This is a genomic window from Streptomyces toxytricini (assembly GCF_014649915.1).
Classification (GTDB): Bacteria; Actinomycetota; Actinomycetes; order Streptomycetales; family Streptomycetaceae; genus Streptomyces; species Streptomyces toxytricini.
Map to the genome: position 1 here is coordinate 122,495 of NZ_BMTY01000023.1, position 24,868 is coordinate 147,362.

The following is a 24,868-nucleotide window of genomic DNA, read 5'->3' on the forward strand; positions in this document are numbered from 1 at the left end:
GGGTCAGAGCACCTCCACGGTGGGGCCGGAGAGCCGGTTGCGGCAGTCGAGGACGAGGGAGGCGTGCTCGGTGACCATCGCGTAGTCGAAGGAGTCGTGGTCGGTGAGGAGGACGACCACGTCGGCGGCGGACAGCTCCTTGCGCGTCGGCTCCACCCGGACCAGCCGGGCGTCCACCGCGACGTCCTCGACGACGTGCGGGTCGGCGGCGCGCACCTTGGCCCCGAGGTCCAGGAGCAGCTGGGAGATGCGGACGGCCGGCGACTCGCGGGCGTCGCCCGTGTTCTTCTTGTACGCGAGCCCGAGGAGCAGGACGCGGGAGCCGTTGACGGAGCGGCGCCGCGCGTTGAGGGCGTCCATCACGCGCCGGGTCACGTACTCGGGCATGTGGCTGTTGATGTCGTTCGCCAGCTCCACGAAGCGGAAGCTCTGCCCGAGTTCGCGCTGGACCCGCCACGACAGGTACGACGGGTCGATGGGCAGACAGTGGCCGCCGACGCCCGGCCCCGGCGTGAACTTCATGAAGCCGAAGGGCTTGCTGGAGGCCGCCTCGATGGCCTGCCACACGTCGATGTCGAGGTGGCGGGCGAACATGGCGATCTCGTTGACGAGGGCGATGTTGACGTGCCGGAAGGTGTTCTCCAGCAGCTTGGCGAGCTCGGCCTCCTTGGGTGAGCGGACGGGGACCGTCTTGTCGACGAGCTCCCCGTAGAAGGCCTCCACGGCCTTGAGGGAGGCGGCGTCCACACCGGAGACGACCTTCGGCGTCTGCTGGAAGCCCCACGTCGTGTTTCCGGGGTCGATGCGCTCGGGGCTGTACCCGAGGTGGAAGTCGACGCCGGCGGTCAGGCCGGAGCCGTCTTCCAGGAGGGGGCCGAAGAGCTCCTCGGTGGTGCCCGGATAGGTGGTGGACTCCAGGACGACCGTCGCACCCGGCCGGAGGTAGCGGGCCAGGGTGCGGGCGGACTCCTCTATGTAGCGCAGGTCGGGCGCACCGTCCTGCAGCGGGGTCGGCACCGTCACGACCGCGACGTCGAAGCCCCCGCAGTCCCGGGCGAGTTCCGTCGGCCGGTAGGCGCCCCGGTTCAGCGCCCGGCCGAGCCGCTCGGAGGACACGTCCTCCACGTACGACTCGCCGGCGGCGAGGCTCTTGACGCGCCGCGCGTCGACGTCGTACCCGATCACCTGGTGTCCGACCTCCGCGGCCCGGACGGCCAGCGGAAGGCCCACGTATCCCTGTCCCACGACGACGACGCGCATCAGTGACTCCTGTTCGCGGAACGGGTCCCCCGGGAGGGGCCGGAAGACGGCGTGCGGCGGAGGAGCTCCCGGGCCGTCATGAGGAGGAAGGCGGTGTTGGTGGTGAGGTAGCGCTTGCCGAGGCGGCGTGGCTCCTGGAGGGCGCGGTAGAACCATTCGAGCCCGATGCGCTGCCAGAGGTGCGGGGCCCGCTTCGTGACGCCGGCCAGGATGTCGAAGGACCCGCCGACCCCGTGCACGACGTCCGCGCCCGTGCGCTTGCCGAAGGATGCCGTGAAGATCTCCTTCTTGGGGGAGGTCATGCCGAGGAACAGCATGCGCGCGCCGCTGGCCGCGACCGCATCGGCGACGGCCCCCTGCTCGGAGTCGTCGAAGTAGCCGTTGCGGCTGCCGGCGACGCGGAGCGCGGGGAACTGCTCGGAGATCCGGCGCAGCATCAGGTCGAGGACCTGCTGGCGGGCCCCCAGGAGGTACACGGGGATGTCCGCCTGCTCGGCCGCGGCGAGGAGCCGCATGAAGAGGTCTATCCCGGCGACGCGTTCGGGCAGCCGTACGCCGAGGACACGGCCGGCCCAGACCACGGCCTGGCCGTCGGCCAGGACCAGGTCGCAGCCGGACACGGCGGCGGCGAGCCGCGGATCGCGCCGCATGTTGACCAGCTTCGCGGCGTTGACCATGCCGATCTCGATCTGCTCCCCGCGGCGCACCGCGTCCAGGCAGCGTCGGACCGTCTCGTCCATGGTCAGGGGGTCGAGGGCGATGCCGAAGAGGGCGGGGTTGTGTGCGTTGCCGGCGTGGGGGATGTCGTCGTGGCCTCCGGTCATCTGGCGGGTCCTCCCAGCCAGGCGTGGAGGAGCCAGCCGAACTCGTACGGGCGGCACTCCCTGTCCACCGCCAGCGGACGGAAGACCCGGTCGAGGGGGGTGAGGCGCGCCCCGGGGGCGACCCGGGCGGCCAGGCCGCGGGCGGCGCGCACCGCCTTCGCCGGGTCGCCGCGGTACACCTTGCGCCAGGTGACCGCGTGGTCCTCGCGGATCATCGGCTCGCGCGGCACCCCGTCCGGGCCGGCGAGCTCCGGCACCTCCGCCATCCAGCGCAGACCCCGGCGGACGGCGGCGCCGTGGTCGGTGCCGCCCGCGTCGGCCAGGTCGAAGAGGGCGGTGGGGGCCATGGCGTGCTGGTGGACGCTGTAGACCGGGTAGCCCTCGACGACCCGGCCGGTACGGGCGTCGTAGTGCCACCACCACTGCCCGCCGCCGCCCTGGAGTTCGCAGATGCGCGCGGCGCACGCGTCGGCGGCCCGGAGGGCCACCGGGTCGGGGGCCGTGGCGTGGAGCCGGGCCAGGGCCTGGAGCGGGTACGTCTGGTCCGCGAAGCACGCGACGTGCGCGCGGTAGCGGGGGAGGAGCCCGGGCGCGGTGGCGTGCGGGAAGAGGGGGCTGGTGCCCGTGAGGGCGCCGAGCAGCCGGTCCCGGGCTGCGGCCAGCCGGTCCTCCACGTCGGCCGCGACCCGGGCCGCGGCGAGCGCGGAGAGCACCCAGGCCGCCTCGACCGTGTACCGGGGGCGCCCGGGGACGTCCAGGGCCGAGAGGCGGGCCAGGGCGTCCGGCAGCTTGGGGTGGTGCGTGTCGGCCGCGGCCCAGGTGATCAGCGCGGCGTCTCCGAGGTCGGTGATCCGCGGAAGCCGCTCCACCAGCAGCCCCGCGAACTCGGCCGCGGTGTGCCCGCCGAGGACGGCGCGCTGCCGGTCCTCGGGGAGGAGCCGGGCTCCGAGGGCGGTGATGGCCGCGTACCGGGTGCTCGTACCGCGGCGCTCCACGCTGCGGGTGCCGGCGGGTGAGACGGTGCCGACGCGGGTGTGGACGAACGTGCTGTCGACGCCGTCGGCGACGTACATCCGGGGGAGGGCCTGCTCGGCGAGCGCGAGCAGGCGCCGGGCGAGGGTGTGGAGGGGAGGGTCTTCTCGGGTCAGCGCTGCTAATCGTGGTGCCGGGGTCGCTTCGCTCACCGGGCACCCGCCCCGGGGTGGTGGGCTCGGGTGGCGGGACCACCGTGCGCGACGCCTGTTCCGTACGTGCTGTGATGGTGCATGTGCGAGCTGTGATGCATGCGCGAGCTGCGAGGCTCCGACACGCCTACCCCCTCTGATCGCTCCTCGGGCCGGCCGGCGCTCGTCGTTCCGTGGAGGGACCGTGCACGACGGCGCACGTGCCGACGGCGGCGGCGCCCTGCGGCGCCGCCTCCCGCACGTGCCGTCCGGAGCCGCCGACTGGTCCCCCCAGCGATGCCCCGGACCGGGGCCGCGCGCGAACGCACGCCGCGTCAGCGCGCGCTTGCGCGCCCGCCGCCGGTGTGGTTCCGCGATGCCCGCGTCATGTACAACCCCCCACTGAACAAAGGCAGTTGCCTGCTCAGTCCCGTGTACACGGACAAGGTATGCCCAAGGGGTGCCCGGTGATTGCGGTTTTGAGGAAATCCCGACGGGCCAAATTTCGACGTGGCGTCAGTCGGTGTGTCAGGTGCGCTCGGCGAGGGTGCCGTCCTTCTCGTCGTGCAGGGCGCCGGTGCGGGGACACTCCCACACGCCCGGCTCCCCGGCCCGCTCGGTGAGGCGTACGCCGACCCTGCCGACCCAGCCGATGCGGCGGGCGGGCACCCCGGCGACGAGCGCGAAGTCCGGCACGTTGCGGGAGACGACGGCGCCCGCCGCCACCAGCGCCCACCGCCCCACACGCACGCCGGCCACGCACACCGAACGGGCCCCCAGCGAAGCCCCCTCCTCGACCACGACCCCCGCGGCCTCCCAGTCACCACCCCGCTTGAGCCGCCCCTCGGGGTCCACCGCCCGCGGGTAGAAGTCGTTGGTGAGCACCGCGGCCGGGCCGATGAACACCCCGTCCCCGAGGACGGCGGGCTCGTAGACCAGTGCGTGGTTCTGCAACTTCACGTTGTCGCCGATGCGCACGCCCGGGCCGACGTACGCTCCGCGGCCGACGATGCACCCCCGGCCGAGTCGTGCCTCCTCCCGTATCTGCGCCAGGTCCCAGACGGTCGTGCCGTCGCCGAGTTCGGCGGTCTCGTCGACCTGGGAGGAGGGCTGGATGCGGACACTCACGGGGCGGTCCCCTTACCTCGACGGTGGTATCCGGACGCGCGCTGCGCCCGGGCGGCGTCGTGCCAGCGGGAGCATATGCGGGGCAGGGGCGGCGCGTCCGCGGATCGAGGAGGGGCCGGCGGCACTCACCTGGGCGTGCGCGGGGGGAGTCGGTGGAGGCGTACGCCGGTGAGGCGGGAGGAGTCGATGCGGGCCGTCATGTAGGTGCAGTGCGGTTGGCGGCGGCGGTCCGTGGGGGAGCCCGGGTTCAGCAGGCGGAGACGGTCGTCGGCCGTGGAGTCCCAGGGGATGTGGCTGTGGCCGAACACCAGGACGTCCAGGTTCGGGAAGCGTTCGGCGCAGCGCTGCTCGCGGCCCTTGGCCGGGCCGGTCTCGTGGACCACGCCGAGGCGCAGGCCGTCGAGGTCGGCGTACGCCACCTCCGGGAGGCGGGCGCGCAGGCCGGGGCCGTCGTTGTTGCCGAAGACGGCGACGAGGCGGCGGGCGCGGGCCTCCAGGAGGTCGAGGGTCGCCTCGTCGACCCAGTCGCCCGCATGGACGACGACGTCCGCACGGGGCACCAGGTCCAGCAGCTCCGGGGGCAGGGCCTTGGCCCGCACGGGGAGATGGGTGTCGGACATCAGCAGCAGGTCCACGCCTCCGACGGTAGCCGGGCGGGGGTGCCTGTGCCCGTCCGTGGCCCGTGTGGCCCTCGTGGCGTGCGGGGGCGCGGGGGCGTGCCTACGGTGAACGGGTGCGACCCGTACCCATAGCCGTCACCGCGGCCCTCGCGTTCGGTGCCGTTCTCGCGGCATCCGCGCCGCCGGCCGCGACACCCGCCCCGCCGCCCGTGCAGCGCGCACGGGCGGCTGCGTCGCCCTCGCTGGCCGCCGAAGTGATGCCCGTCCCGGCCGAGGCGCTCGGCGCCACGTACCGTGCGGGCTGTCCCGTGGGCCCGGAGCAGCTGCGTCTGATCCGGATGAACCACTGGGGCTTCGACGGCCAGGTCCACCGGGGCGCTCTCGTCGTGCACAAGGATGCCGTCGGGCCGCTGCTCGGTGCCTTCGGCAAGGTGTTCGCGGCGCGGTTCCCGATCCGCCGCATGCAGCCGGCCTCGGCGTACGGCGGGGACGACGGCCGTTCCATGGCGGACGACAACACCTCGGCGTTCAACTGCCGCCCCGTGACCGGCGATCCGAGCCGCAGATCGCAGCACGCGTACGGGGACGCCGTCGACATCAACCCGGTCGAGAACCCGTACGTGGACCGCAGCGGCACCGTCCACCCGGCCGCGGGCCGCGCCAACCTGCGCCGGGACCGGCCCGTTCCCGGCATGATCCGGCCGGGGGACGCGGTGTCCCGGGCCTTCGGGGAGATCGGCTGGGCCTGGGGCGGCCGCTGGCCCCACCCCGACTACCAGCACTTCTCGGCCACGGGTGGTTAGGCGTACGGGGGAAATGGAGGGGTGAATCGGTTGGCCGGATCGTAGGGTTCACCGCATGACCCTCTCCGAGAGCCCTTCCGCCGCTCCCTTCGCGCCCCTCCTCACCCGCCACGCCGAGGCCGAGACCTGTGCCGACCCGAGCAGCGTCATGGCGCTGCTCGCCGACTCGCACCAGACGGCCGACGGCTTCACGAGCTATCGCTCCAGCTTCGCCGCGGGAGCCGTGGGCGCCCCCGCCCACTTCCACACCAAGGCCACCGAGCTGTTCTTCGTCATCAGCGGCTCGCTCCGGGTCCTGGTGGGCGACGACATCGAGGTGCTGAACGCGGGGGACTTCCTGGCCGTGCCGCCGCACACCCCGCACGCCTTCGCCGCCGCCCCCGGCTGCGAGGCGGACGTCCTCTTCGTCTTCACGCCGGGCATGGGCAGGTTCGACTACCTGCGCCTCCTCGGCCGGGTCATGCGCGGCGAGGCCGACCCGAAGGAGATCGCCGCATCGGCCGAGAAGTACGACAACCACTACGTCGACAGCCCCGTCTGGCGGGCCGCCCTGGAGGCCTCGGCGTGATCGGCGCGGCCACGCACGTGCGCGTCGCGCGCCCCTCTCGGGACCTCGCCGCGGCCGAGCGCTTCTACGTGGACGGCCTCGGACTGGAGGTCCTTTGGCGGAGCGCGGCCGAGCGTGCCGGGGAGCACGACCTGCTGATGCTCGGACCGGCGGGCGGCGGCTGGCACTTCGAGCTGACCCGCGATCCGGCGGATCCGGTGGAGCCCACGCCGACCGCCGACGACCTGTTCGTCGTCTACCTCGGCCGCCCGGTCGACGAGTCCCTCGTCGAGCGCCTCACCGCACACGGCGGCACGCGCGTGCAGGCGCACAATCCCTACTGGGACGAACACGGCGTCACGTGCGCGGATCCGGACGGCTACCGACTCGTCCTCTGCTCGCGCACGTGGAGCCTGGGTACCTGACTAGGGTCGGGGCGGGCGTGTGACGCGGTAGCCGAGGTAGACGACGCCCGAGCTGAAGGTGCGCGTCTCGGCCAGGGTGAGGTCCACCCGCTGATCGGCCCTCGGGAAGAACGGGATGCCACCGCCGACGAGGACCGGGTACACCACGGCCCGGTACTCGTCGATCAGGTCCGACGCGGCCGCTTGGGCGGCGAGCGTCGCGCCGCCGATCGCGATCTCGCCCTCTCCCGGCTCCGCCCGGAGACGCTCGATCTCCTCGGCCGGGCTTCCCGAGGCCAGACGGGCATGGCCCCGGACGTCGGTGAGTGTCGTGGAGAACACGACTTTCGGCAGCGGGTTCCAGAGCGACACCCACTCGCGCTCCGCCTCGTCGAGCGACGAGGCCTCGGCGGTCTCCCAGTAGAGCATCGTCTCGTACAGGCGGCGCCCCAGCAGATGGACGTCCACACCCCTGATCTCGTCGATCCAGAAGCGGAAGACGTCCGCGTGAGGGGGCGTCCAGTCGAAGCCGCCGTCCGGCCCGACGATGTAGCCGTCCAGCGAGACGTTCATCGAGTACGTCACCTTGCGCATCAGCAGCCCTCCTCGGGAACCCTTCGACACTACGGGCGACCGACGGCGGGTGCGGGAGAACCGCCGGGCGCCTGCCCGTTCGTCAGACGAGGCTGTCCCACCAGGGGGCCTTGATGCCGCGGCGGCGCCTGTGGTAGCCGCGGCGGCCCGCTGCTGCGGCCAGCCCGGACCACATGGCCGCGCCGAAGACCAGGGGCGTGGTGCTGCCGTTGGCCGCGCCCGCCACCATGGCCGCCAGGCCGGCGAGCGAGAGGAGGGCGGTCCAGGTCGCCCGGTGCAGCATGACCAGCGCCAGAGCGAAGGCCAGCCCCGTGAACGTCACCGTGATGTACGGCACTGCGGCCCAGACGGCGTGCGCCCGCCCGAGGACGAACACACCGGACGCCACCGCCCATCCGTAGAGCATCAAGGCGAGCGTGATCCGTACCAGCCGCTGCCCGTCCACGGCGTGTCCGCCCATGTCCCGCAGCGGAGTCGTCCGTGTCCGGCGTACGCGTGTTCCCTTTGGCATGCGGGCAGCATAGGCGCCGGTGCGGCGCGCACCGTTCACCGGCCGCCCCCGGCCCGCGCCGGTTGAGGTCCCCGGGTCGGGGCACGCGACCGAAGGGATCCGGTCAAGCTGAATGGCCGTTCGGTGAAGCCCGGGTGGCTGTTGCCCCGTTTGGTGCCCCCGGAAGTGCACGTCACCGGACTGCTCACGTTCTGTCGATGGGCGGGCACGGACCGCCATCGAACCGTCGTACCGGGTGTGAGCTGGGCGAACACCCCTTCGGGTATCCGGTATCCGAACACGGTGTCCGTAAATCGGCGATCAATGTGCAGTCGCCCTTCATACCCGACAGACTCGGTCGTGTCAGAGAGCGATATCGCAAGAAACCATCGCACTCCACCTTCGAATCGAAAGCGAGTCCTGTCGTGCGTCACCGCTTCGCTGCCGTATCCGCCGCTGCCCTCCTGTGCCTGGCCGGCGCCACGGGCATGGCGGAGGCACAGCCCGCAAGCCTGTACGCCCCGTCCGCCCTGGTCTTCTCCGTCGCCAAGGGGGACGACGCCAACAGCACCGTCGTCCGGGCGACCACCCTCAGCTGCGCCCCGAGCGCACAGGGCACCCACCCCGACCCCGAGGCCGCCTGTGAGGCGCTGAAGTCCACCGACGGAACGTTCGACCGCCTGCTCGCCGCCCCCGACCCGAACCGCGCGTGTCCCATGCACTACGACCCGGTCACGGTCACCGCGGACGGCGTCTGGCAGGGCAGCCGCGTCTCCTGGAAGCACACCTTCGGCAACTCCTGCTCCATGGCCGCGACCCTGAACGGCAACGCCGTCTTCGCGTTCTGATCCACCCCCCCGCATCCCCGGCCGCCACGGCGCGGCGGCCGGGAACCACTGGTCAACAGGCCCGTACGGGCTGCAGGTCGTGCACGTAGCGGGCGGACACCCAGCCGTTCACCCCGTGGAGCCGGTACCAGAACGGATTGCCCTCCACCCAGCCGCCGCGCTGCTGGCACACCAGGTACACCACCTGCTCGTGGCGCAGCGTCTTCACGACGTTCGAGTACACCGTCGGCTTCGCCCGCACGTGGACGCCCGTCCGGGAGACGACCACGCCCTTCGGATACGCGGCCCGCACGGCGGCGGTCCGCTCCGGCGCCGGACCCTGCCCTCCGCCGGCGACGGCCCCCGCCGTCCAGCCGCCCGTCCCGGCCACCACGCCCGCCACCACCGCGGACACCGCCACCGCACGCATGACCATCGGCTTCAACCGCCTCACCCGCTCACCTCGTTGCGCCTGGTACGCGGCCGCCGGTGCGGCGCCCGCAGCCCCGACTATCCGGCCGCCCGCAGCCCGCGAGCGACGGACACGCCCGGATGCGGCCGTACGGGTGAGCGCACGAGGGGGAGCGGGGTCAGGGCGGTGTCAGGACCGACAACACGTTGCCCGCGGGGTCCTTGAACCAGGCGATGGCCGGTCCCCCGGCGTCGCGGACGATGCCCTTCTCGTCGTGCTCGAACTCCTCGTAGCGCTCGAAGACCACGCCCCGCGCGACCAGCGCGTCGACGGCCTTGTCGATGTCCGGCACCGGGAAGTTCAGCACCGTGAACGTGGCCGGCTCGTGCGCCTCCTTGGGGTACACCACGACCTCCCCGCCCCCGCCGAGGTGCAGCGTGAGCATCTCGTCGTCCCCCGAGACGCGCAGCCCGAGCGTCGAGGCGTAGAACTCCCGGACGTCGGCGATCCGCCGCACCGAGAAGCCGCTGAACGCCCTGCTGTCCGACAGCATGGCGCATCCCTTCCTTCCGGCTGGGTGTCCGGCCGCAGCGAGCGGCCCTCGCCTCCATGCTCCTCCCGCGGCGCGGGCCGCGCACGACTGGCTCAGCGGGCCGAACGGGCCCACCCTGGAAGGGTGAGCACCGAGGGACGCACCACGGCTGCCTCGGCACTGCGCGGTTTCCTGGAAACCCCCGTCGTCGGCATGGCACCGTGGATCATCTTCTCCCTGCTGGTCGGACCCGGCCGGTTCGAGGTCGCCGTCGCCATCGCACTGGCTGCCGCGGTGGCCCTGGTCCTCCTGGGCCGCCTGGCCCGCCCGGGCAGCTCCTGGAAGCTCCTCGAAATCGCCGACGTCGTCTTCTTCGCCGGCATGGCGATCGTGGGCGCCCTCGCCGGCCCCGGCACACTGCGCTGGCTGGAGACCTACGCCGGCGAGGTGGCGAACATCGCCCTCGCACTCATCGCCTTCGGCTCGATGGCCGTCCGCATGCCCTTCACCATCCAGTACGCGCGCGAGCAGGTCGACCCCTCCCTCTGGAACACGCCCGCCTTCCTGCGCACCAACTACGTCATCACCGGGGCGTGGGGGCTCGCCTTCCTGGTCGCCGCCCTCGCCGGAGCCTTCGGCGACCTCGTCCTCCACAACCCGGACAACATCTGGACCGGCTGGATCATCCAGATCGTCGCCATCGTCGCCGCCCTGAAGTTCACCGCCTGGTACCCGGACGTCGCGCGGGCCCGCGCCCGCCGGGACGCAGGACAGCCCGGCGTCGAACCGCCCTCCACGGCGAGCTTCCTGCTGCCGCTGGCGGCGCTCCTCGTCCCCCTCGGCATCGCCGTGCTCATCCTCGAGGACGCCTGGTGGATCGGCGCCGCCCTGATCATCGCCGGCGCTCTGCTGACGAAGGTGCTGCGCCACTGACAAGCGCCGCCCCGGGGGTCCACACTGGGATCCGCACCGGCTTGGGGGAGGGCACGGATGGATCGGATCCTGCGCATCGGCATACCCGCGGCAGCCGCCGTCCTCGTACTCCTCTCGCCCTGGTACGCCCCGTACTACATCACGATCGCCGTGTGGGAGCTGCGCAAGGCACTCTCCTGGCTGGCCGTGCCCGTACTGGCCGGGGCGCTGGCGCTGCTCGTCGGCCTCGTCGGCGTGCTGCGCCGCGGGCGCTCGGACCGCCGCGGCGGCGGGAGCGACGCGGCCAAGGTCCTCGGCTGCCTCGGCGCCGTCGCGGGGATCGCCCTCACCTTCGCGTGGATGGTCTACGGGGCGTACCTGCAGGACCGCGCCTACATGGCCGCCACCCGCGTCGTGACCGGGCCGGTGCCCGAGCTGGCGGCCCGCGCCCCGTACGTCGTCGGCAAGGCGCAGGCCGCCCCGCACCTCGGGGACGTCACCGGCGAGATCGCCGACATCAGCTACCTGCCCGACTCCGACCGGTTCGCCACCCTCGTCGAGCGGCGCGGCTGGCTCGCCGGATACGAGGTCGGCCTGGTGCAGGACATACCGCTCGGCGGCACCAGCCGCTCCCGGCAGCACTGCCGGTTCGACGTGGAGGCCGCCGACGCGCGGATCGGCGGCTGGTTCCACCACAACCTCGGCCGGAAGATCGCCGCACAGAAGCGCTGGGTCCGCTTCGACGCAGACGACGCGTACGTCGTCTGCAACGGCGACAAACCCGTCGTGGCCGTCCCGCTCAAACGCCAGACCGGGTTCCTCGTCGTCACCGAACGCCCCGCCGGCCTCGCCCTGTACGACGGCCACACCGGCCGGCTCACCGTCACCGCCGACACCCAGACGGTGCCGGGCCCCTCCTATCCCCTGAGCCTCGCCGCCCGGCAGCGCGAGGCGACCGCCGCCGTCGGAAGCTTCACCGACTGGTGGTTCGAGCGCAGCGGCTGGGACGCCTCCGAGGACGGGGCCAACACCGGCAACGAGTCCGAGTTCGCCCTGCGCCACCGCGACGGCAGCGGCAACAGCTCGTACGTCACCCCGCTGACACCGCAGGGCGAGGCCAGTTCCGTCGTGGCCGTCTCCACGGTGCCCACCCGGCACCGCGGCGGCGGGCTCGCACCGCTGACCGTGCACCGCCTCGACCCGACCTGGTCCTCGCCCGCGGCGATCGTCGCGCTCGTCAAGGCCGAGTACCGGGACGTCTGCTGCTACAACGACGACCGGGTGTTCGAGGTGGTGCCCACCGGCGGGACCACCTGGACCGCGACCGTCGGCAGCGAGCAGAACATCCGCTACCGCGTGGAGGGCCGCGGCCAGGTCGGCGGACGCGAGGCCACCTGCCTGAAGAGCGCCGACGGCACGCTCATCCGCTGCGCGTATGCCGCGCCGGGCTCCCCCGAGGAGCAGGAGCTCGCCCGCCGCGAGGAGGGCAAGCGCAAGGAGCAGGGAGCCGGGCCGCCCGACCTGGGCGACCTGACCGCGTACACGCCCGGGCAACTGGCCGAACTGCACCGCCGCATCAGCGAGGAGGTCACCCGCCGCCTCAAGGGCGGGTGACGGGACCGCACCTGCCGAAGCCGCACCACCCCCGCCGCGATCTCCCGGCCCCGGAGGGAACGCCGGGCGGCGTTCCGGCCTCTTGACCGGTGCACATCGGTCGACGGTGTGCACCGGACCGCGCGTCGGGACCGGGCGGCACGGCAGAGGGTGATCCCGGTCCATGGGTCTGACGAGTGGCACGTTGTCGGCGTGCGTGGTACTGGCCACGCTCCTCCTGGGCGCCGTGACGGTGTGGCAGTGGCCGCGCCTCGGCGGGCGCGGCACGAGGCGGGTGCTGGGGCGGATCGGGGTCCTCCTCCTCGCCCAGGTGTGTGTACTCGCCTCGGTCGGCCTCGTATCGAACCGGACCTTCCTCTTCTACGACTCCTGGTCCGACCTCGTCGGCGCCAAGCAGCAGCTGGCGGCCGCCCCCGGCGGGGCCGCCGTACAGGTCCTCGGCCGCAAGGCTCCGGCGGTCCCCGGCGGCGCGGATCCCCGCGTCGGCGGCGTGATCGAGAAGGTGGTCGTCCACGGCGAGCGCTCCCGCACCGCGGCACCCGCGTACGTGTACCTGCCGCCGGAGTACTTCGAGAAGGGGGCCGAGCAGCGCAGGTTCCCCGCGGCCGTCGTCCTGACCGGCTTCCCCGGCATGGCCGAGAACCTCATGAAGAAGCTGGAGTACCCGCAGACGGCGTGGAAGCTCGTGAAGCAGAAGAAGGCACAGCCCATGGTGCTCGTGATGATGCGGCCCACCATCGCCGCCGCGAACACCCAGTGCATCGATGTCCGCGGAGGCCCGCAGAGCGAGACCTTCTACGGCACCGACCTCGTCAAGGCGGTGGCGGCCACCTACCGCGTCGGCACCTCGCCGCGCAACTGGGGCGTCATCGGCAACTCGACCGGCGGCTACTGCGCCCTGAAGATGGCCGTCCAGCACCCGGAGTCCTTCTCGGTCGGGGTCGGGCTGTCCGCGGAGTACCGGCCCGAGATCGACCGCGAGTCCGGCGACCTCTTCCAGGGCGACAAGGACGAGGAGAAGCGGTCCGACCTGCTGTGGCACCTCGCCAACCGGCCCCAGGGCGACTCCTCGTTCCTGGTGACCTCGTCGCTGACGGGCGAGCCCAACTACAAGGAGACGATGGAGTTCGTCGCGAAGGTCAAGGCACCCGCCCGGGCCTCGTCCATCATCCTCGACAGCGGCGGCCACAACTTCAAGACCTGGCGGCGGGAGGTGCCTCCGGCCCTGGCCTGGATGAGCGGCCGACTCGCCGCGGACTGATCCCCGCGCCCGACAGCCCTACGCGGCGCCCGTGCCGAACCAGGCCTCGGCAAGCGCCGGCAGCGTCCGCCGGGCGGGCGCGCCCAGCTCCCGCATGTACCAGGGCAGGTTGCTGTACACGTGCAGCAGTGTGTACGCGAGCAGCACCTCCGGCTCGAAGGCGTGCCCGTACGCGGCGGTCAGCCGGGCCAACAGCTTCGGATCGCCGCGGGTGACGAACACGCCGACACCGACGAAGTCGTAGGCCCGGTCCCCGATCATGGCCGGCTCGAAGTCGAAGAGCCCCGTCAGGCGCCACCCTGCGGGGTCGACCATGAGGTGCTGCTGCATCACCTCCGTGTGCAGCAGGGACGGACGGGGGGCGCGGCGGAGCGGAACGGCGGCCAGGAAATCGGGGATCTGCTCCAGCCACTCCTCGGGCAGCCCGCGGTCGCGCTGCTGCGCGACGGCGGCGGCGGCCCGCCGGTCGAGGAAGGCGCCCCAGTCGCCGGGGCCGAGCACGTCGGTGAGCGGAGGGGGATCGAGGGAATGCAGGACGGCGAGCGCCTCACCGGTCTCGGAGGCGATCCGCTCCCGGTCGGCCTGCGGGACGCGGTCCCAGGCGCGGGCGAGGTTCTCGCCGGGAAGCCGGGACATCAGCACGTACTGCCATCCGTTCTCGTACGGGCCGTACGAGCGGACCTGCGGTGTCGGGACCGGCAGCCGCCCCTGGAGGTACGACAGCACCCGGCCTTCGGCGACGCCGTCGTGTGCCGCGGCGGCGGGGAACAGCTTCAGGACGTGCTCCGGGCCCACCGCGTACACCGGCTGGGAACCGTCGGCGAACCGGGTCAGGGCGGCGCCGGCGAGTCCGAGCCGCGCGCACAGGTCTTCCGCGCCCGGCCGCATCACCGCCTCGTCCGGCACGACGGCGTCCCATTCCTCGTCGGTCTCCACCACGGGCAGCATGGGGGCGACCGTAAGCGGCCCGTCCGGCGGCTGCAACGCAATTCCGGAGTCAACCCCGTCCCGGCGTCCGGCGTCCAAGGGACCGGGGGAGCGCACGGCTGCCCCTCGACCACGAGGAGGCACCTGATGCCGAAGCCGCGGGCTCCCCGCACCGTCTTACTGGCCCTCGCGGCGGCCCTGACCGCGGGCGGGACGACGGCACTCGCCCCGCCCGCGCACGCGGCGGGCCCGGCGGCTGCACAGGATGCGGCCCGGCCGTCGCCCGGCGGGCACGAGGCGACCCGGGCCGCCCTGCGCGACCTGGTCACCAAGGGCGGCCTGCCCGGTGCGGCCGCCGAGGCGGGCGACCGCCACGGCAGGTGGTTCACGGCGCACGGGCACGCCGACACCGCCACCGGCCGCGAGCGGACCCGCGCCGACCGCTTTCGCGGCGCCAGCATCACCAAGACGTTCGTCGCCACCGTCCTGCTCCAACTGGAGGCCGAGGGCAGGCTCAGCCTGGACGACACGGTCGAGAAGTGGCTGCCCGGCCTGGTGCAGGGAAACGGCTACGACGGCCGTACCATCACCCTCCGCCGGCTCCTGAACCACACCAGCGGTATGGCGAACCACACCGAGGACCCGGCCTTCATCCACGACGCGGCCGGCCCCGGCTTCCCGGAGCACCGCTACGACACCCACCCGCCCGAGGAACTCGTCGCGATCGCCCTGAAGTACCCTCCGCGGCCCGACCCGCAGAAGACGCCGGTGTACTCGAACACCAACTTCGTCCTCGCCGGGATGGTCATCGAGAAGGCGACCGGCCGCACCCACGGGGAGGAGGCGATGCGCCGCATCGTCAGGCCGCTCGGCCTGAAGGGGACCTCGTTCCCCGGCACTTCGCCGCGCATGCCCCGCCCGCACGCCGTCGGCTACTCCCGCCTCCACCGCACGGAACCGGACGCCGAGATCCTCGACGCCACCCGGCAGAACATGACCTGGCTCGGCGCAGCCGGCGACGTCATCACCACCGCCGGCGACCTCAACCGCTTCCTCCGGGCACTGACGACCGGACGGCTGCTGCCGCCCGCCCAGACGAAGGCCATGTTCACGCCGGTCCCGGTGGGAGGCGGCTTCGCGTTCGGGCTGGGCGTCGAGTTCGCGCAGCTCTCCTGCGGGGTGCAGGTGGTCGGCAAGAGCGGCCGCACCAACGGCTCGCTGTCCGCGATGGTCGGCACCCTGGACGGCAGCCGCCAACTGACCTTCAACGCCAACGGCGACTGGCTCCAGGACGACGCGCTGTACGCCGACGTGATCGAGGCCGAGTTCTGCGGCACGACCCCGACCGGGCCGGCTCCCGCACCCGTCAGCCCCTGGATGCTCCCCGCCCAGGCAGCACGTCCGGCGACCTGACCGGGACCAGCCTCCCCGACGGGCCGACGGAACGAGCCGGGCAGGCGGCCGGGCGGGGAGGCGGTGCGGGGGCCGGCGGTGCGGCGGCCCGGCGGTCAGCCGGCCCGCCGCACCGCCGCGGGGCGCGTCTGCCGGTGGTGCTCCTGCCGGGCGGCCTCCAACAGCAGCCGCCACGACGTCACCAGCGGCCTCCGCTTCAACAGGGCCCGCCGCTCGCGCTCGGTCATCCCGCCCCAGATGCCGTGGTCGATCCGCTGGTCGAGGGCGTAGGCCAGGCACTCCGTACGGACACCGCAGTTCCCGCACACCGACTTGGCCTGGTTCTGGGCCGCGCCCTGCACGAAGAGCTCGTCGGGATCGGCGGTCCTGCACACCGCGCCTTCGGTCCAGTCCTCGTGCATGACCACCCTGTGCCGTCCTCTCCCAGTCCCGGCTGCTCCCACGCCGCCGCCCCGCACCGCGGGAGCAACGACCGGGGCCCGACGGTAGGGGAAGCCCACCCCGCCGACCAGACGGGTCAACCCGTTCGCCACCCCTTCGGGTGAGACCGCTTGCCGCCCAGGACACCGTGGGGTAGAGGGGATCCGACGCACCGTCAGGTGCCCCGGCGCGGTCCCGTGACCGAGCCGGGGGCCTGCACCGCAGAGGGCGGCGGCCGTCAGCCTCCGGCCGTCCCGGCCTTACCGGGCTTGCCGGCCGTCCCGGCCTTGCCGGCCTTGCCGGCGTCGTCCGTCGGGGGCCTGAGCTGGACCCAGGCGGCCCTGCTGGGGGCGCCCTCCTCGTTGAGGAGGAAGAGCATGTAGTGGCCGGGCGGGGCCGCGGCGGCGCTCGGCGGGGCCTGGAGCTCCAGGAAGTTGCCGCTGCGGCTCTTGATGCGCAGTTCGAGGTGGCGCTGGCTGGTGTTGACCGCGTGGGTCGCGGTGGTCGGGGCCAACAGCACGGCGCGGGTGACGTCGTCGGGCGTGCTGGTGCGCACCGTGATCCTCTCGTCGTAGCCGACGGTGGGGTTGAGGACCAGGCCGAGCGAGGGGCGGCTGCCCTGGTGGAGGTAGGCCGGCTCGTAGATCTCGATGCTGCCGTTGTAGTTGTCGTCGATGTCGGGGTCGTTGGCGAGCTGCTGGAGCTCGTCGCCGGTGATCATGACACGGCCGTCCGGAAGGACGAGCGCGTTGGAGTGGTAGCCGCGGGGCAGCCGCTGGACGGGGCCGAGCTTCCAGTCGCCGTTCTCGTCGCGCAGTTCGACCTGACGGTATTTCAGGTCGGCGTTCGGGTTGTACGGTCCGTTGCCGTAGTCGCGGATGTCGAACGCCCCGTTGACGGTGAGCAGGTTGCCGTTGGGCAGGAGCAGGGTGTCGTCCTGGGTGCGGCCGAACGCGCGGGGCTTCTCCGTGTTCCACTTGCCGCCGGCCAGCCGGTAGGTGTTCGGGTCGTCGCGGTCGCCGCCGAGGACCAGGACCGAGTCGGGGCCTCGGAATCCGGCCGGAAGGGGGACCGCGGAGCCGTAGTTGCGTCGCCATTCCCCGCCGTCCGGGCCGGGCTTGCCCTTGTTGAGGTCCGGTCGGTTCGGCAGGTCCGTCCTGGTGTCGGCAGCCGTGTCGAAGCTCCACTGCTGGTCCACCGAGCGGCCGAGGCCGTAAATCTTCCCGTCGCGCAGCGAGAACAGGTGCGGATAGTCCCACTTGAACGGGGCCTCGGTCGCGAGCTTGTCCACGCCCCAGCCGATCGGCTTGACCCCCTTGTCGAAGGGCACCGGGTGCGCCGCGGCGGGGAAGCGTTCGACGACCGGCGTGGGGGTGCCCCAGCCGAGCTCCGACTGCCCGGACATGATGACCTGGCGTCCGTCCGCTCCGGTGACCACGGTCGGGTACCACCGGCCGACGGACATGTCCTTGTTCAGGTACCACTCCTCCGCCCAGGGGTCGAAGACCAGCGACAGCTTGGCGCCGGAGCCTCCGTTGCCGCCGAGGTTGCCGCCGAAGACACCGAGCATGCCGTTGGGCAGATACGAGTGGCCGGCGCAGAAGAACGGGGCCGGGCGCGGCTCGTTCTTGCCGTCGGGCATGTTGACGACGGGCGGCTGCTTCTCCGTGAACGCGGCGGCGCCGGTCCCCTTGGCGGGGTCCCAGATCCAGGCGCGGCCGGCGTTCTCCACGCCGATCGTGTCGGTGGGTGCGGGCTCCTTCTGCGGGTTGGTCTCGATGCGCTCGAACGAGAACAGCAGGACCTTGCCGGTGGGGAGCAGTGCGATGTGGGCCGCGAAGTCCGGGGACTGGAAGTACTCCCGGAACCGGCCGAACTCCGCGGCGTCGAAGGGGGCGTTGGCCTTCTCCTGGGAGGCGGTCAGCGCCGCGAGCCGTGCTGACCGGGTGGTCTGCGGGTATTCGCCGACGTCGGCCAGGGCCTTTCGGGTACGGGCGTGTTCCTCGGCGTGCTCCTTGCCGAGCGTCGCCGCCTCCTCCGGGTCGACGGCGACGGGAGCCGTCGCCGCCCGGGAGGCGGGGGCGTGCGGAAAGGCCTCCTCGTGGTCTGCCTCTCCGTGCCCGGCATGGGCGAGTGCCGGGCCTGCGGACACCAGGGCCATGGACGCGGCCATCGCGGTGGCGGCGCAGAGGCCGATCGCCGGGACGAGCCTCCGGCGGGCGGGCGGGGGCGGGTTGTCGGGGGACATGGGACTCCTCGCTGGGAAGGTGACGGTGGCGCGGATTCCGGCGAGGAAGCCATCGGGAGGCGGCCGCGCCAGGCTGCCACATGTGCACGCACAGTGACGAAGCTCAGTGTTCCGGTCGGGCCGCCGACTGTCCTCCCGGCCGGTGCAGGTGGGTGACCTCGAGCGCCGAAAGCGCCCTGACGAGCCTCGCGCGCCCTCCGACCAGCCTGTTTAGCGTCGGTGATCGAGTGACGGGCTGCCATGCCGGCCGGTCGACCCCCGGGAACCAAGACGAATGCCGCATATCTTCTGATTACTCCGCGCTACCACAGCGTGGGGGTGTCGATCTTCCGGAGGGCAACACGGTGGACGATCTCAAGCTGCGCGAGAGCGACGACATCCAGGGCGATGTGCTCGCCGGCTTCAAGAAGGACCAGATGACCCTGCTGTTCCTCAAGTTCGAGGACCCGGCAAGGGCGCGAACCTGGGTCAAGGCGCTGGAACCGCAGATTTCCACGACGCGGCAGGTGGCGACGTTCAACGCCGCCTTCAGCAAGGCCAGGAGGGCAGCGGCCGGCGGCGACCCGCAGACGCTGAAGGCCACCTGGACCAACGTGAGCTTCACCTACGAGGGGCTGCGGGAGCTGACGGGGAAGGACCCGCTGCCCTCCGTCCGGCCCCGCAGCGGACTGGAGGCCTTCAAGCAGGGCTCGGACAAGCGGGCCCTGGGGGACACCGGTGACAGCGCACCGGAGATGTGGCTGTTCGGCAACGGCAACGGCAAGGGCCAGCCCGTCCACGCCGTCCTCACCGTCGCCTCCGACACCGTCGAGGACCTCCAGGCGGCGGTCCGGCAGCAGCGGGAGGCCTGCGCCGCGGCGAAGATCGTGATCGTCTTCCAGCAGGACGCCGCCACACTGCCCGGCAGCCGCAGGGGCAAGGAGCACTTCGGATTCAAGGACGGGGTGAGCGAGCCCGGCGTGATCGGCTTCGACGAACCGGACCCGGCCAGACCCGAGTGCGTCAAGGGCCACCACGGCACCCGGCTGATCCCGCCCGGTGAGTTCGTGGTCGGCCACGACCGGGTCGGAGGCGAGCCGCACGACACGCCCGAATGGGCCGACAACGGCAGCTTCCAGGTGGTGCGTCGGCTCGGGCAGGACGTCCCCGGGTTCTGGTCCCAGGTCGCCGGACAGCTCAAGGTGCTCAAACAGGCGAAGGCGGTACCGCCCGAGGCGACCGTGGAGTGGCTCGCGGCCCGCCTCGTCGGCCGGTGGCGGTCCGGCACCCCCGTCGCCACGTGCCCGCACGCCGACAAGCCGTCCAACGCACTGGCCGGCGAGGACAACGACTTCGGCTACCGCAACGATCCCGAAGGCTTCCTCACCCCTCTCTTCTCGCACCTGCGCAAGACCAACCCCCGCGACGGCCTCCAGGAGAAGCCGGGAGACCCGCCGTTCGACGAGAACCCGGTCATGGACCGGCGCCGGATCATCCGCCGCGGCGCCCCCTACGGCGCGCCCTTCGACCCCGCCTCGGAGGGAGGCGGGCCCGACGAGAAGCGCGGCCTGCTCTTCATCTGCTACCAGTCGGACCTCGTTCAGCAGTTCGAGTTCATCCAGAAGGCGTGGATCGACAGCCCCGACTTCCCCCCGAACCGCACCGAGAAGCCCGGCCCCGACGGGATGGTCGGGGCCGCCGGCATGCTCAGCTACGAGACACCCGGAAAGACGACGCAGCTGACCCTCAGCCAGTTCGTCGTCACCGAGGGGTCCGTCTACTGCTTCGTGCCGTCACTGCGGCTGCTGCGCCTGCTCGGCGACGGCCGGCTGACCGACAAGCCGCCCACCGTGGTCCGGCCGACCGACGCCTTCCTGCCCCTCCCCGGCATGCAGCAGGTCGGCGGCAAGAGCTGGTACTGGGCGTACGGAACGGGCAGCGACGGCGCCGTGTGCCGGACCCTCTCCATCGCCGACGGGGACGAGCACAAGGACGTCCGCGAGCGCCCCGACCGGCCGCTGAGCACCTGGCCGTGCTACGCCGGGGTCGCGAAGGTCGACGTGATCCTGCCCGTTCCGGACGAGCAGCAGGTCAACGGCCGCAGCCGGTTCTGGCTGTTCCACACCGTGGAGGGCCGGCAGGTCTACCGGCTCATCTCGATCGCCGACGGAGCGGAGAACGGCCTCCCGCCCGAGCAGGCCGGCCGGGTCGACCGCCCGGACCGCCCGCTCTCCGCGTGGGCTTCGTTCGGCGGCATCCAGCAGGTCGACGCCTTCCTGCCGGTCCCCGACATGCAGCGGATCAACGGCAAGAGCCACTACTGGGTGTTCCACACCCTGATGGGCAGCCAGGTCTACCGGCTGATCTCGATCTCCGACGGCAGCGCGCACCAGGACGTGATCGAGCGCGGCGACCTCGGGCTCAACATGTGGCGATCGCTGAACGGGATCACACGGGTCGACGAGTTCCTCCCCGTACCGGACATGCAGCGGATCAACGGCCTGAGCCTGTTCTGGGTGTTCCACCAGGACAAGTACCGGATCATCGTGATCCGCGACGGCCACCGCCACGAGGACCAGATCACCGTCGACGACCGCCCGTTGACGGTGTGGACGTCCCTGACCAGCTGACGGCCGGCCCCGCCCCCGGCTCCGGGGCGGTCGCCGGACCGGGCCGCCACACGACCCGTCACGACCGCTCCCGGACCCCGGCGCAGGCCGGCGGCTACCCGAGGAACGACAACCGCACCTGCCGCTCCGGATTATCCTTGTTGGTGTCGACCAGGCAGACCGACTGCCAGGTGCCCAGTTCCAGGCGGCCCGCCACGACGGGCAGGGTCGCGTGGGGCGGGACGAGGGCCGGGAGGACGTGGTCGCGGCCGTGGCCGGGGGAGCCGTGGCGGTGGCGCCAGCGGTCGTCGGCCGGCAGGAGGGTGCGGAGGGCGCCGAGGAGGTCGTCGTCGCTGCCGGAGCCCGTCTCGATCACGGCGATGCCGGCGGTGGCGTGCGGGACGAACACGTTGAGGAGGCCGTCGCGGCCGGCTGCGACCTGGAAGAGGAAGCGCTCGCAGTGGAGGGTCAGATCGGTGACGGTCTCGGTGCTGCCGGTCGTGAGGTCGAGGACACTGGTCGTGAATCGTTCGGACATGAGCACCATCGTCGCGCACGGCGCGGGTGCCGGGCCGTCTCGCGTACGACGCGCCCCGCAGTTTGGGCGATCATGGTCGGGGGTGCCGGGCGTGCAGTGGCCGGGCGGCCCGTCCGTACCTTCGGCTTCGAGGAAGACCGCCATGCACGATCCGTCCCTGCCGTTCTCCGACACGGAGCCGCCGTTCAGCGGCGACAGCACGGCCGGCCCCTCCGGGCCCGTCGCGGACGACCGCTTCGGGCCCGTCGACGTACGCCTCGACGCCGATCGGGGGACGGTGGCCGTGGCGGGCGTGGCGCTGCCCGAGGTGCGGCTGGTCCGCGGCGACGGAGCCAAGCCGAACCGGTACGCGCCGATCGGCACCCGCGACGGCGCCCGCCTCACCCTCACCGTGGGCGGCGGCCCGGCCGGCATCCGACCGGCCCGGGCCTGGATCCCCCGCCGCTCCTACCGCGTCGACGCCCGCGCCGGCGGCAGCCGCTACCGCCTGGTGCCCTGCTCGGCGACGGCCAGCAGGCTCCTGCGGGACGGCCGCCGCCTCGGGGAATTCACCTCCCGGGGCGACGGGTCGGTAGCCGCGGACTGGCTGCCCGGCGCCGACCCGCAGCCGCAGGACGCCGCCGTCGGCTACGCCCTCGCCGCCGCGTTCGGCACGGGCGGCAGGTCGCTCGGCGACCTGCTCGTCGACGTCGTCGACGCCCTGCTCCCGGGCTGAGCCGCAGCGGCGGGGGAGGGGGCTACTTCGGGGCCTTCCAGAGCTGGCCCTTGCCGGTGTTCGCCGTGTACAGCTGGACGACGGTGCTGTTCGCGGTCGCGCCGCCCTTCACGTCGAGCACCTTGCCCGACGCGACGTGCACGATCTGCCCCTTGGCGTTCACCGACCAGCGCTGCGCGGCGGAGCCGTTGCAGTCCCACAGCTGGATCTTGTTGCCGTTGGCGGTGCCGTTGCGCGAGTTGTCCAGGCACTTGCCGAGCGCCCGGAACGTGCCGTCCTTGCCGAGGATCCAGGACTGCGCGACCGATCCGTTGCAGGTGTAGAGCTGGATCTGCGTACCGTTGGCCGCCTTGCCGCCCTTGACGTCGAGGCACTTCCCGGCGATGCCGGAGACCTTCCCCTGCGGGGACAGCACGGCGCCGGCGCCCGCAGCCAGCCTGCGGAAGCCCTGGACGTCGAACTGCTGCACGTACGTTCCGGCCCGCTTGTCCTGGTACGCGTACGCGGGCGAGCACATGACGGGGAACTGGCCGGAGTCGGTGCCCTTGGCGCAGTCGCTCCTCTCCATGCTGCGGTTGGCGTGCGTCAGGCCCAGGGTGTGGCCGATCTCGTGGCTGATGTGGTTGCGCATGTACGTCTCGCCCATGGCGGCGGTCGGCTTGCCCTGCGGGGTGAAGAACTCGCTGTCGATGTACGCGTGCCCGCTGGTCACCGTCTCCGGCACCGAGGAGCTCGTGAAGCCGCAGCTCAGGTTGGCCATGCCGGAACCGTCGCGGACGACCTTCCAGCCGGTGTTGCCCATGATGTCGCCGTCCGGCGGCAGGCAGGGGCGGTGCAGCACGCCCAGGATCACCTCGCCCTTCGGGCGCGAGTACTCCCAGCCCACCGGCTTGGTGTCGACCTTGACCGGCAGGTCCGTGATCCGCTGGAGGTCCGCCGCGGTGGCCTTGACGTACGGGCCCAGCCAGTCCGCGGACTTCTGGTCGTAGAACTTGATCGTGTAGCCGGTCGCCAGCCACTTCGTGGCCCCGCTCAGCTTCCACCCCTCGCCCTGCGGGGGAGCGGCGGCGGGCGCCGCCGCCCGGGCGGCCGCACCCCCGGCGGCCCCTGCGGAGCCGCCCGATCCGGCGGGCGCCGCGGTGTCGGCGTCGAGCTGCATGACGCCGTTGCGGAAGACCGTGTGGTCGGTGCGCGACGGGGCGGTGTCCGCCGCGTGCACGTCCGGCGCCGGCAGCGGCGCCGACTGCGCGGCCTGCGGGCCGTCGCCGCCGTCCTCCGTGCCGAAGGCATTGGAGGACACGATTCCTCCTGCAATGGCCGCCACGGCGCACGCGCCGACCACTGATATCCGATATCCGGCCTTGAATCCCAAGTCCCCGTTGCCTTTCATCGTGTTTGCTCCCGTGCGGACGTGAACGGCACCCACGGGAGTCGAGAATCGAACAGATGATAGGGGAGGGGCGCGGGTCCGCCGCACGGCAGGGGGAGTTGACGGGGCATCGGCTCGCGCGTGCTCTACCCTCGCACCGACAGCCCGCACCCCACCTCCTTGGAGCAGGCAGGATGGCCGCGTCACCCCAGAAGATCACCACGTTCCTGATGTTCGAGGGCCGGGCGGAGGAGGCGATGGCCTTCTACACCTCGCTCTTCGACGACGCCGAGGTGCTCGACATCACCCGCTACGGCCCCGGCGAGCCCGGCCCGGAGGGCACCGTGCAGCACGCCACGTTCTCCCTCGCCGGCCAGCAGCTCATGTGCATCGACAGCCCTGCGAAGCACGACTTCGGGTTCACCCCGGCGATCTCCCTTTTCGTCCAGTGCGACAGCGAGGCCGAACTCGACCGCCTGTACGAAGCCCTCCTGGAGGGCGGCGCGGCGCTGATGCCGCTGGGCTCGTACGGCTTCAGCCCCAAGTTCGGCTGGGTGAGCGACCGCTTCGGCGTCTCCTGGCAGCTGAACCTCCCCGCGTAGCGGCAGCTGCGCCGTGCGCCGTGCGCCGTGCGCCGTGCGCCCATGCGTCCATGCGCCATTCGGATGGGAGTCGCCGCGACGCGGACGGGTACCGCGACAGCGGACACGTGCGTCCCTACCGTCGGGGGCTGTTCCAGCTCACCGTCGAAAGGCGCACCCGCATGCGACCCGTCAGCTCCACCCTCGCCGCCCTGGCCACCCTCGCCGCCGGCGTCGTCGTCCTCGGCGGCGCGGGCACGGCGAGCGCCGACGTGACCGTGACCTTCCCGGAGGCCGTCTCCCACACCGTCGTGTTCGGCGACTGGCTGCAGATCGCCGGCGACGACGTATTCAACGCCGGACACGACAACATCGTGGGGTCCAACAACTGAGCCGGTTGGCAACGGTTTCTCCGGGGGCGGGGCGGGGCGGGGCGGGGCGTGGTGGGCGGGAGTCGGCCGGTGGGATCGGGCGGCGTCGGAAGTGCGACGGCGGGGGCGGGGTCGGCGGTAGCCGATCGGTCGGGGTCGGTAATGCGACTGGGGGTGTCCCGGGCAGTTGATGGTGTCCGGGGCGGGCCGGTCCCTCAAGGGCGCTCCCCTTCGGTCGCGTCGCTGCGCGATGGCCCTTGCGGGCCACCCTTGACCGACCGACCCGCCCCGGAGGCATTTTTTCTGC

The 24,868-nt window shown here is 72.5% G+C and carries 26 protein-coding genes; 12 read left to right on the top strand and 14 right to left on the bottom strand.

Features of this window, described 5'->3' with window-relative positions; genetic code table 11:
• Nucleotides 1-3 precede the first annotated feature (3 nt).
• The 5 genes from IE170_RS26410 to IE170_RS26430 all read right to left on the bottom strand — a co-directional run bounded on the left by IE170_RS26410 (nt 4) and on the right by IE170_RS26430 (nt 5,010).
• Nucleotides 4-1,260 carry a nucleotide sugar dehydrogenase gene (locus tag IE170_RS26410; RefSeq protein WP_189811939.1) on the bottom strand — a complete coding sequence of 419 codons (1,257 nt, stop codon included), beginning with the start codon at nt 1,258-1,260 and terminating at the stop codon, nt 4-6.
• Nucleotides 1,260-2,084 carry a WecB/TagA/CpsF family glycosyltransferase gene (locus IE170_RS26415; RefSeq protein ID WP_189811940.1) on the bottom strand — a complete coding sequence of 275 codons (825 nt, stop codon included), beginning with the start codon at nt 2,082-2,084 and terminating at the stop codon, nt 1,260-1,262. Before IE170_RS26415 ends, IE170_RS26410 begins: the two co-directional genes overlap by 1 nt.
• Complete coding sequence (locus IE170_RS26420; protein WP_189811941.1) at nt 2,081-3,268, bottom strand: hypothetical protein; 1,188 nt, start codon at nt 3,266-3,268, stop codon at nt 2,081-2,083. The genes IE170_RS26415 and IE170_RS26420 overlap by 4 nt, the downstream gene beginning before the upstream one ends.
• Before the next feature lie 507 nt (nt 3,269-3,775).
• Nucleotides 3,776-4,375: an acyltransferase gene (locus IE170_RS26425; RefSeq protein WP_189811942.1), complete on the bottom strand. Its 600-nt coding sequence runs from the start codon at nt 4,373-4,375 to the stop codon at nt 3,776-3,778.
• A 125-nt stretch (nt 4,376-4,500) separates the two neighbouring features.
• Nucleotides 4,501-5,010 (bottom strand): metallophosphoesterase family protein, encoded by a 510-nt coding sequence (locus IE170_RS26430; RefSeq protein ID WP_189811943.1) that lies wholly within the window; start codon nt 5,008-5,010, stop codon nt 4,501-4,503.
• 98 nt (nt 5,011-5,108) lie between these two features.
• Between IE170_RS26430 and IE170_RS26435 the strand changes: the two genes are divergently transcribed.
• From IE170_RS26435 to IE170_RS26445, 3 genes are read left to right on the top strand one after another with little or no spacing between them, the layout of a single operon-like run.
• The gene (locus IE170_RS26435; protein WP_229885177.1) at nt 5,109-5,798 is read left to right on the top strand and encodes a M15 family metallopeptidase; all 690 of its coding nucleotides are present in this window, start codon (nt 5,109-5,111) and stop codon (nt 5,796-5,798) included.
• Nucleotides 5,799-5,853: 55 nt separating this feature from the next.
• On the top strand, nt 5,854-6,366 hold the full coding sequence (locus IE170_RS26440; RefSeq protein WP_189811944.1) for a cupin domain-containing protein: 513 nt from the start codon (nt 5,854-5,856) through the stop codon (nt 6,364-6,366).
• Nucleotides 6,363-6,770, top strand: coding sequence for a VOC family protein (locus tag IE170_RS26445; RefSeq protein WP_189811945.1), 408 nt, complete (start codon nt 6,363-6,365; stop codon nt 6,768-6,770). The genes IE170_RS26440 and IE170_RS26445 overlap by 4 nt, the downstream gene beginning before the upstream one ends.
• Here the strand turns inward: IE170_RS26445 and IE170_RS26450 are convergent, their stop codons facing one another.
• Nucleotides 6,771-7,343, bottom strand: a complete 573-nt coding sequence (locus IE170_RS26450) for a dihydrofolate reductase family protein (RefSeq protein ID WP_189811946.1) — start codon at nt 7,341-7,343, stop codon at nt 6,771-6,773.
• A gap of 82 nt (nt 7,344-7,425) precedes the next feature.
• Nucleotides 7,426-7,803, bottom strand: coding sequence for a hypothetical protein (locus IE170_RS26455; RefSeq protein WP_189811947.1), 378 nt, complete (start codon nt 7,801-7,803; stop codon nt 7,426-7,428).
• Between the two features lie 518 nt (nt 7,804-8,321).
• On the opposite strand from IE170_RS26455, the gene IE170_RS26460 reads away from it, so the two are divergent.
• Nucleotides 8,322-8,681, top strand: a complete 360-nt coding sequence (locus tag IE170_RS26460) for a subtilase-type protease inhibitor (RefSeq protein WP_189811973.1) — start codon at nt 8,322-8,324, stop codon at nt 8,679-8,681.
• 52 nt (nt 8,682-8,733) lie between these two features.
• Here IE170_RS26460 and IE170_RS26465 read toward each other — a convergent pair whose 3' ends face one another.
• A complete protein-coding gene (locus IE170_RS26465; protein ID WP_189811948.1) occupies nt 8,734-9,114 on the bottom strand; it encodes an SH3 domain-containing protein in 381 nt (126 codons plus the stop codon).
• 136 nt (nt 9,115-9,250) lie between these two features.
• Entirely contained in the window at nt 9,251-9,625 is a 375-nt protein-coding gene (locus IE170_RS26470; protein ID WP_189811949.1) for a VOC family protein, read from the bottom strand.
• A 123-nt stretch (nt 9,626-9,748) separates the two neighbouring features.
• Between IE170_RS26470 and IE170_RS26475 the strand changes: the two genes are divergently transcribed.
• From IE170_RS26475 to IE170_RS26485, 3 genes are all read left to right on the top strand, one after another.
• The gene (locus IE170_RS26475; protein ID WP_189811950.1) at nt 9,749-10,537 is read left to right on the top strand and encodes a hypothetical protein; all 789 of its coding nucleotides are present in this window, start codon (nt 9,749-9,751) and stop codon (nt 10,535-10,537) included.
• A 57-nt stretch (nt 10,538-10,594) separates the two neighbouring features.
• On the top strand, nt 10,595-12,130 hold the full coding sequence (locus IE170_RS26480; protein ID WP_189811951.1) for a hypothetical protein: 1,536 nt from the start codon (nt 10,595-10,597) through the stop codon (nt 12,128-12,130).
• A gap of 163 nt (nt 12,131-12,293) precedes the next feature.
• Nucleotides 12,294-13,391, top strand: a complete 1,098-nt coding sequence (locus tag IE170_RS26485) for an alpha/beta hydrolase (protein WP_189811952.1) — start codon at nt 12,294-12,296, stop codon at nt 13,389-13,391.
• Between the two features lie 18 nt (nt 13,392-13,409).
• On the opposite strand, the gene IE170_RS26490 is transcribed toward IE170_RS26485, so the two are convergent.
• Nucleotides 13,410-14,339, bottom strand: a complete 930-nt coding sequence (locus tag IE170_RS26490) for an aminoglycoside phosphotransferase family protein (protein WP_189811953.1) — start codon at nt 14,337-14,339, stop codon at nt 13,410-13,412.
• A gap of 126 nt (nt 14,340-14,465) precedes the next feature.
• Here IE170_RS26490 and IE170_RS26495 point away from each other — a divergent pair, with 126 nt between their 5' ends.
• Nucleotides 14,466-15,731 (top strand): serine hydrolase domain-containing protein, encoded by a 1,266-nt coding sequence (locus tag IE170_RS26495; RefSeq protein WP_189811954.1) that lies wholly within the window; start codon nt 14,466-14,468, stop codon nt 15,729-15,731.
• A gap of 95 nt (nt 15,732-15,826) precedes the next feature.
• On the opposite strand, the gene IE170_RS26500 is transcribed toward IE170_RS26495, so the two are convergent.
• Nucleotides 15,827-16,132, bottom strand: coding sequence for a WhiB family transcriptional regulator (locus tag IE170_RS26500; RefSeq protein WP_189811974.1), 306 nt, complete (start codon nt 16,130-16,132; stop codon nt 15,827-15,829).
• Nucleotides 16,133-16,389: 257 nt separating this feature from the next.
• The gene (locus IE170_RS26505; RefSeq protein WP_223856953.1) at nt 16,390-18,399 is read right to left on the bottom strand and encodes a galactose oxidase early set domain-containing protein; all 2,010 of its coding nucleotides are present in this window, start codon (nt 18,397-18,399) and stop codon (nt 16,390-16,392) included.
• A gap of 344 nt (nt 18,400-18,743) precedes the next feature.
• Here IE170_RS26505 and IE170_RS26510 point away from each other — a divergent pair, with 344 nt between their 5' ends.
• Nucleotides 18,744-21,008: a Dyp-type peroxidase gene (locus IE170_RS26510; RefSeq protein WP_229885180.1), complete on the top strand. Its 2,265-nt coding sequence runs from the start codon at nt 18,744-18,746 to the stop codon at nt 21,006-21,008.
• A 94-nt stretch (nt 21,009-21,102) separates the two neighbouring features.
• On the opposite strand, the gene IE170_RS26515 is transcribed toward IE170_RS26510, so the two are convergent.
• Nucleotides 21,103-21,525, bottom strand: coding sequence for a YjbQ family protein (locus IE170_RS26515; RefSeq protein WP_189811955.1), 423 nt, complete (start codon nt 21,523-21,525; stop codon nt 21,103-21,105).
• Between the two features lie 142 nt (nt 21,526-21,667).
• Between IE170_RS26515 and IE170_RS26520 the strand changes: the two genes are divergently transcribed.
• Nucleotides 21,668-22,240 (top strand): hypothetical protein, encoded by a 573-nt coding sequence (locus IE170_RS26520; protein WP_223856952.1) that lies wholly within the window; start codon nt 21,668-21,670, stop codon nt 22,238-22,240.
• 22 nt (nt 22,241-22,262) lie between these two features.
• On the opposite strand, the gene IE170_RS26525 is transcribed toward IE170_RS26520, so the two are convergent.
• Nucleotides 22,263-23,540 carry a ricin-type beta-trefoil lectin domain protein gene (locus IE170_RS26525; RefSeq protein WP_229885181.1) on the bottom strand — a complete coding sequence of 426 codons (1,278 nt, stop codon included), beginning with the start codon at nt 23,538-23,540 and terminating at the stop codon, nt 22,263-22,265.
• A 263-nt stretch (nt 23,541-23,803) separates the two neighbouring features.
• Here IE170_RS26525 and IE170_RS26530 point away from each other — a divergent pair, with 263 nt between their 5' ends.
• On the top strand, nt 23,804-24,211 hold the full coding sequence (locus IE170_RS26530; RefSeq protein WP_189811957.1) for a VOC family protein: 408 nt from the start codon (nt 23,804-23,806) through the stop codon (nt 24,209-24,211).
• A gap of 161 nt (nt 24,212-24,372) precedes the next feature.
• Nucleotides 24,373-24,582, top strand: a complete 210-nt coding sequence (locus IE170_RS26535; protein ID WP_189811958.1) for a hypothetical protein — start codon at nt 24,373-24,375, stop codon at nt 24,580-24,582.
• Nucleotides 24,583-24,868 lie beyond the last annotated feature (286 nt).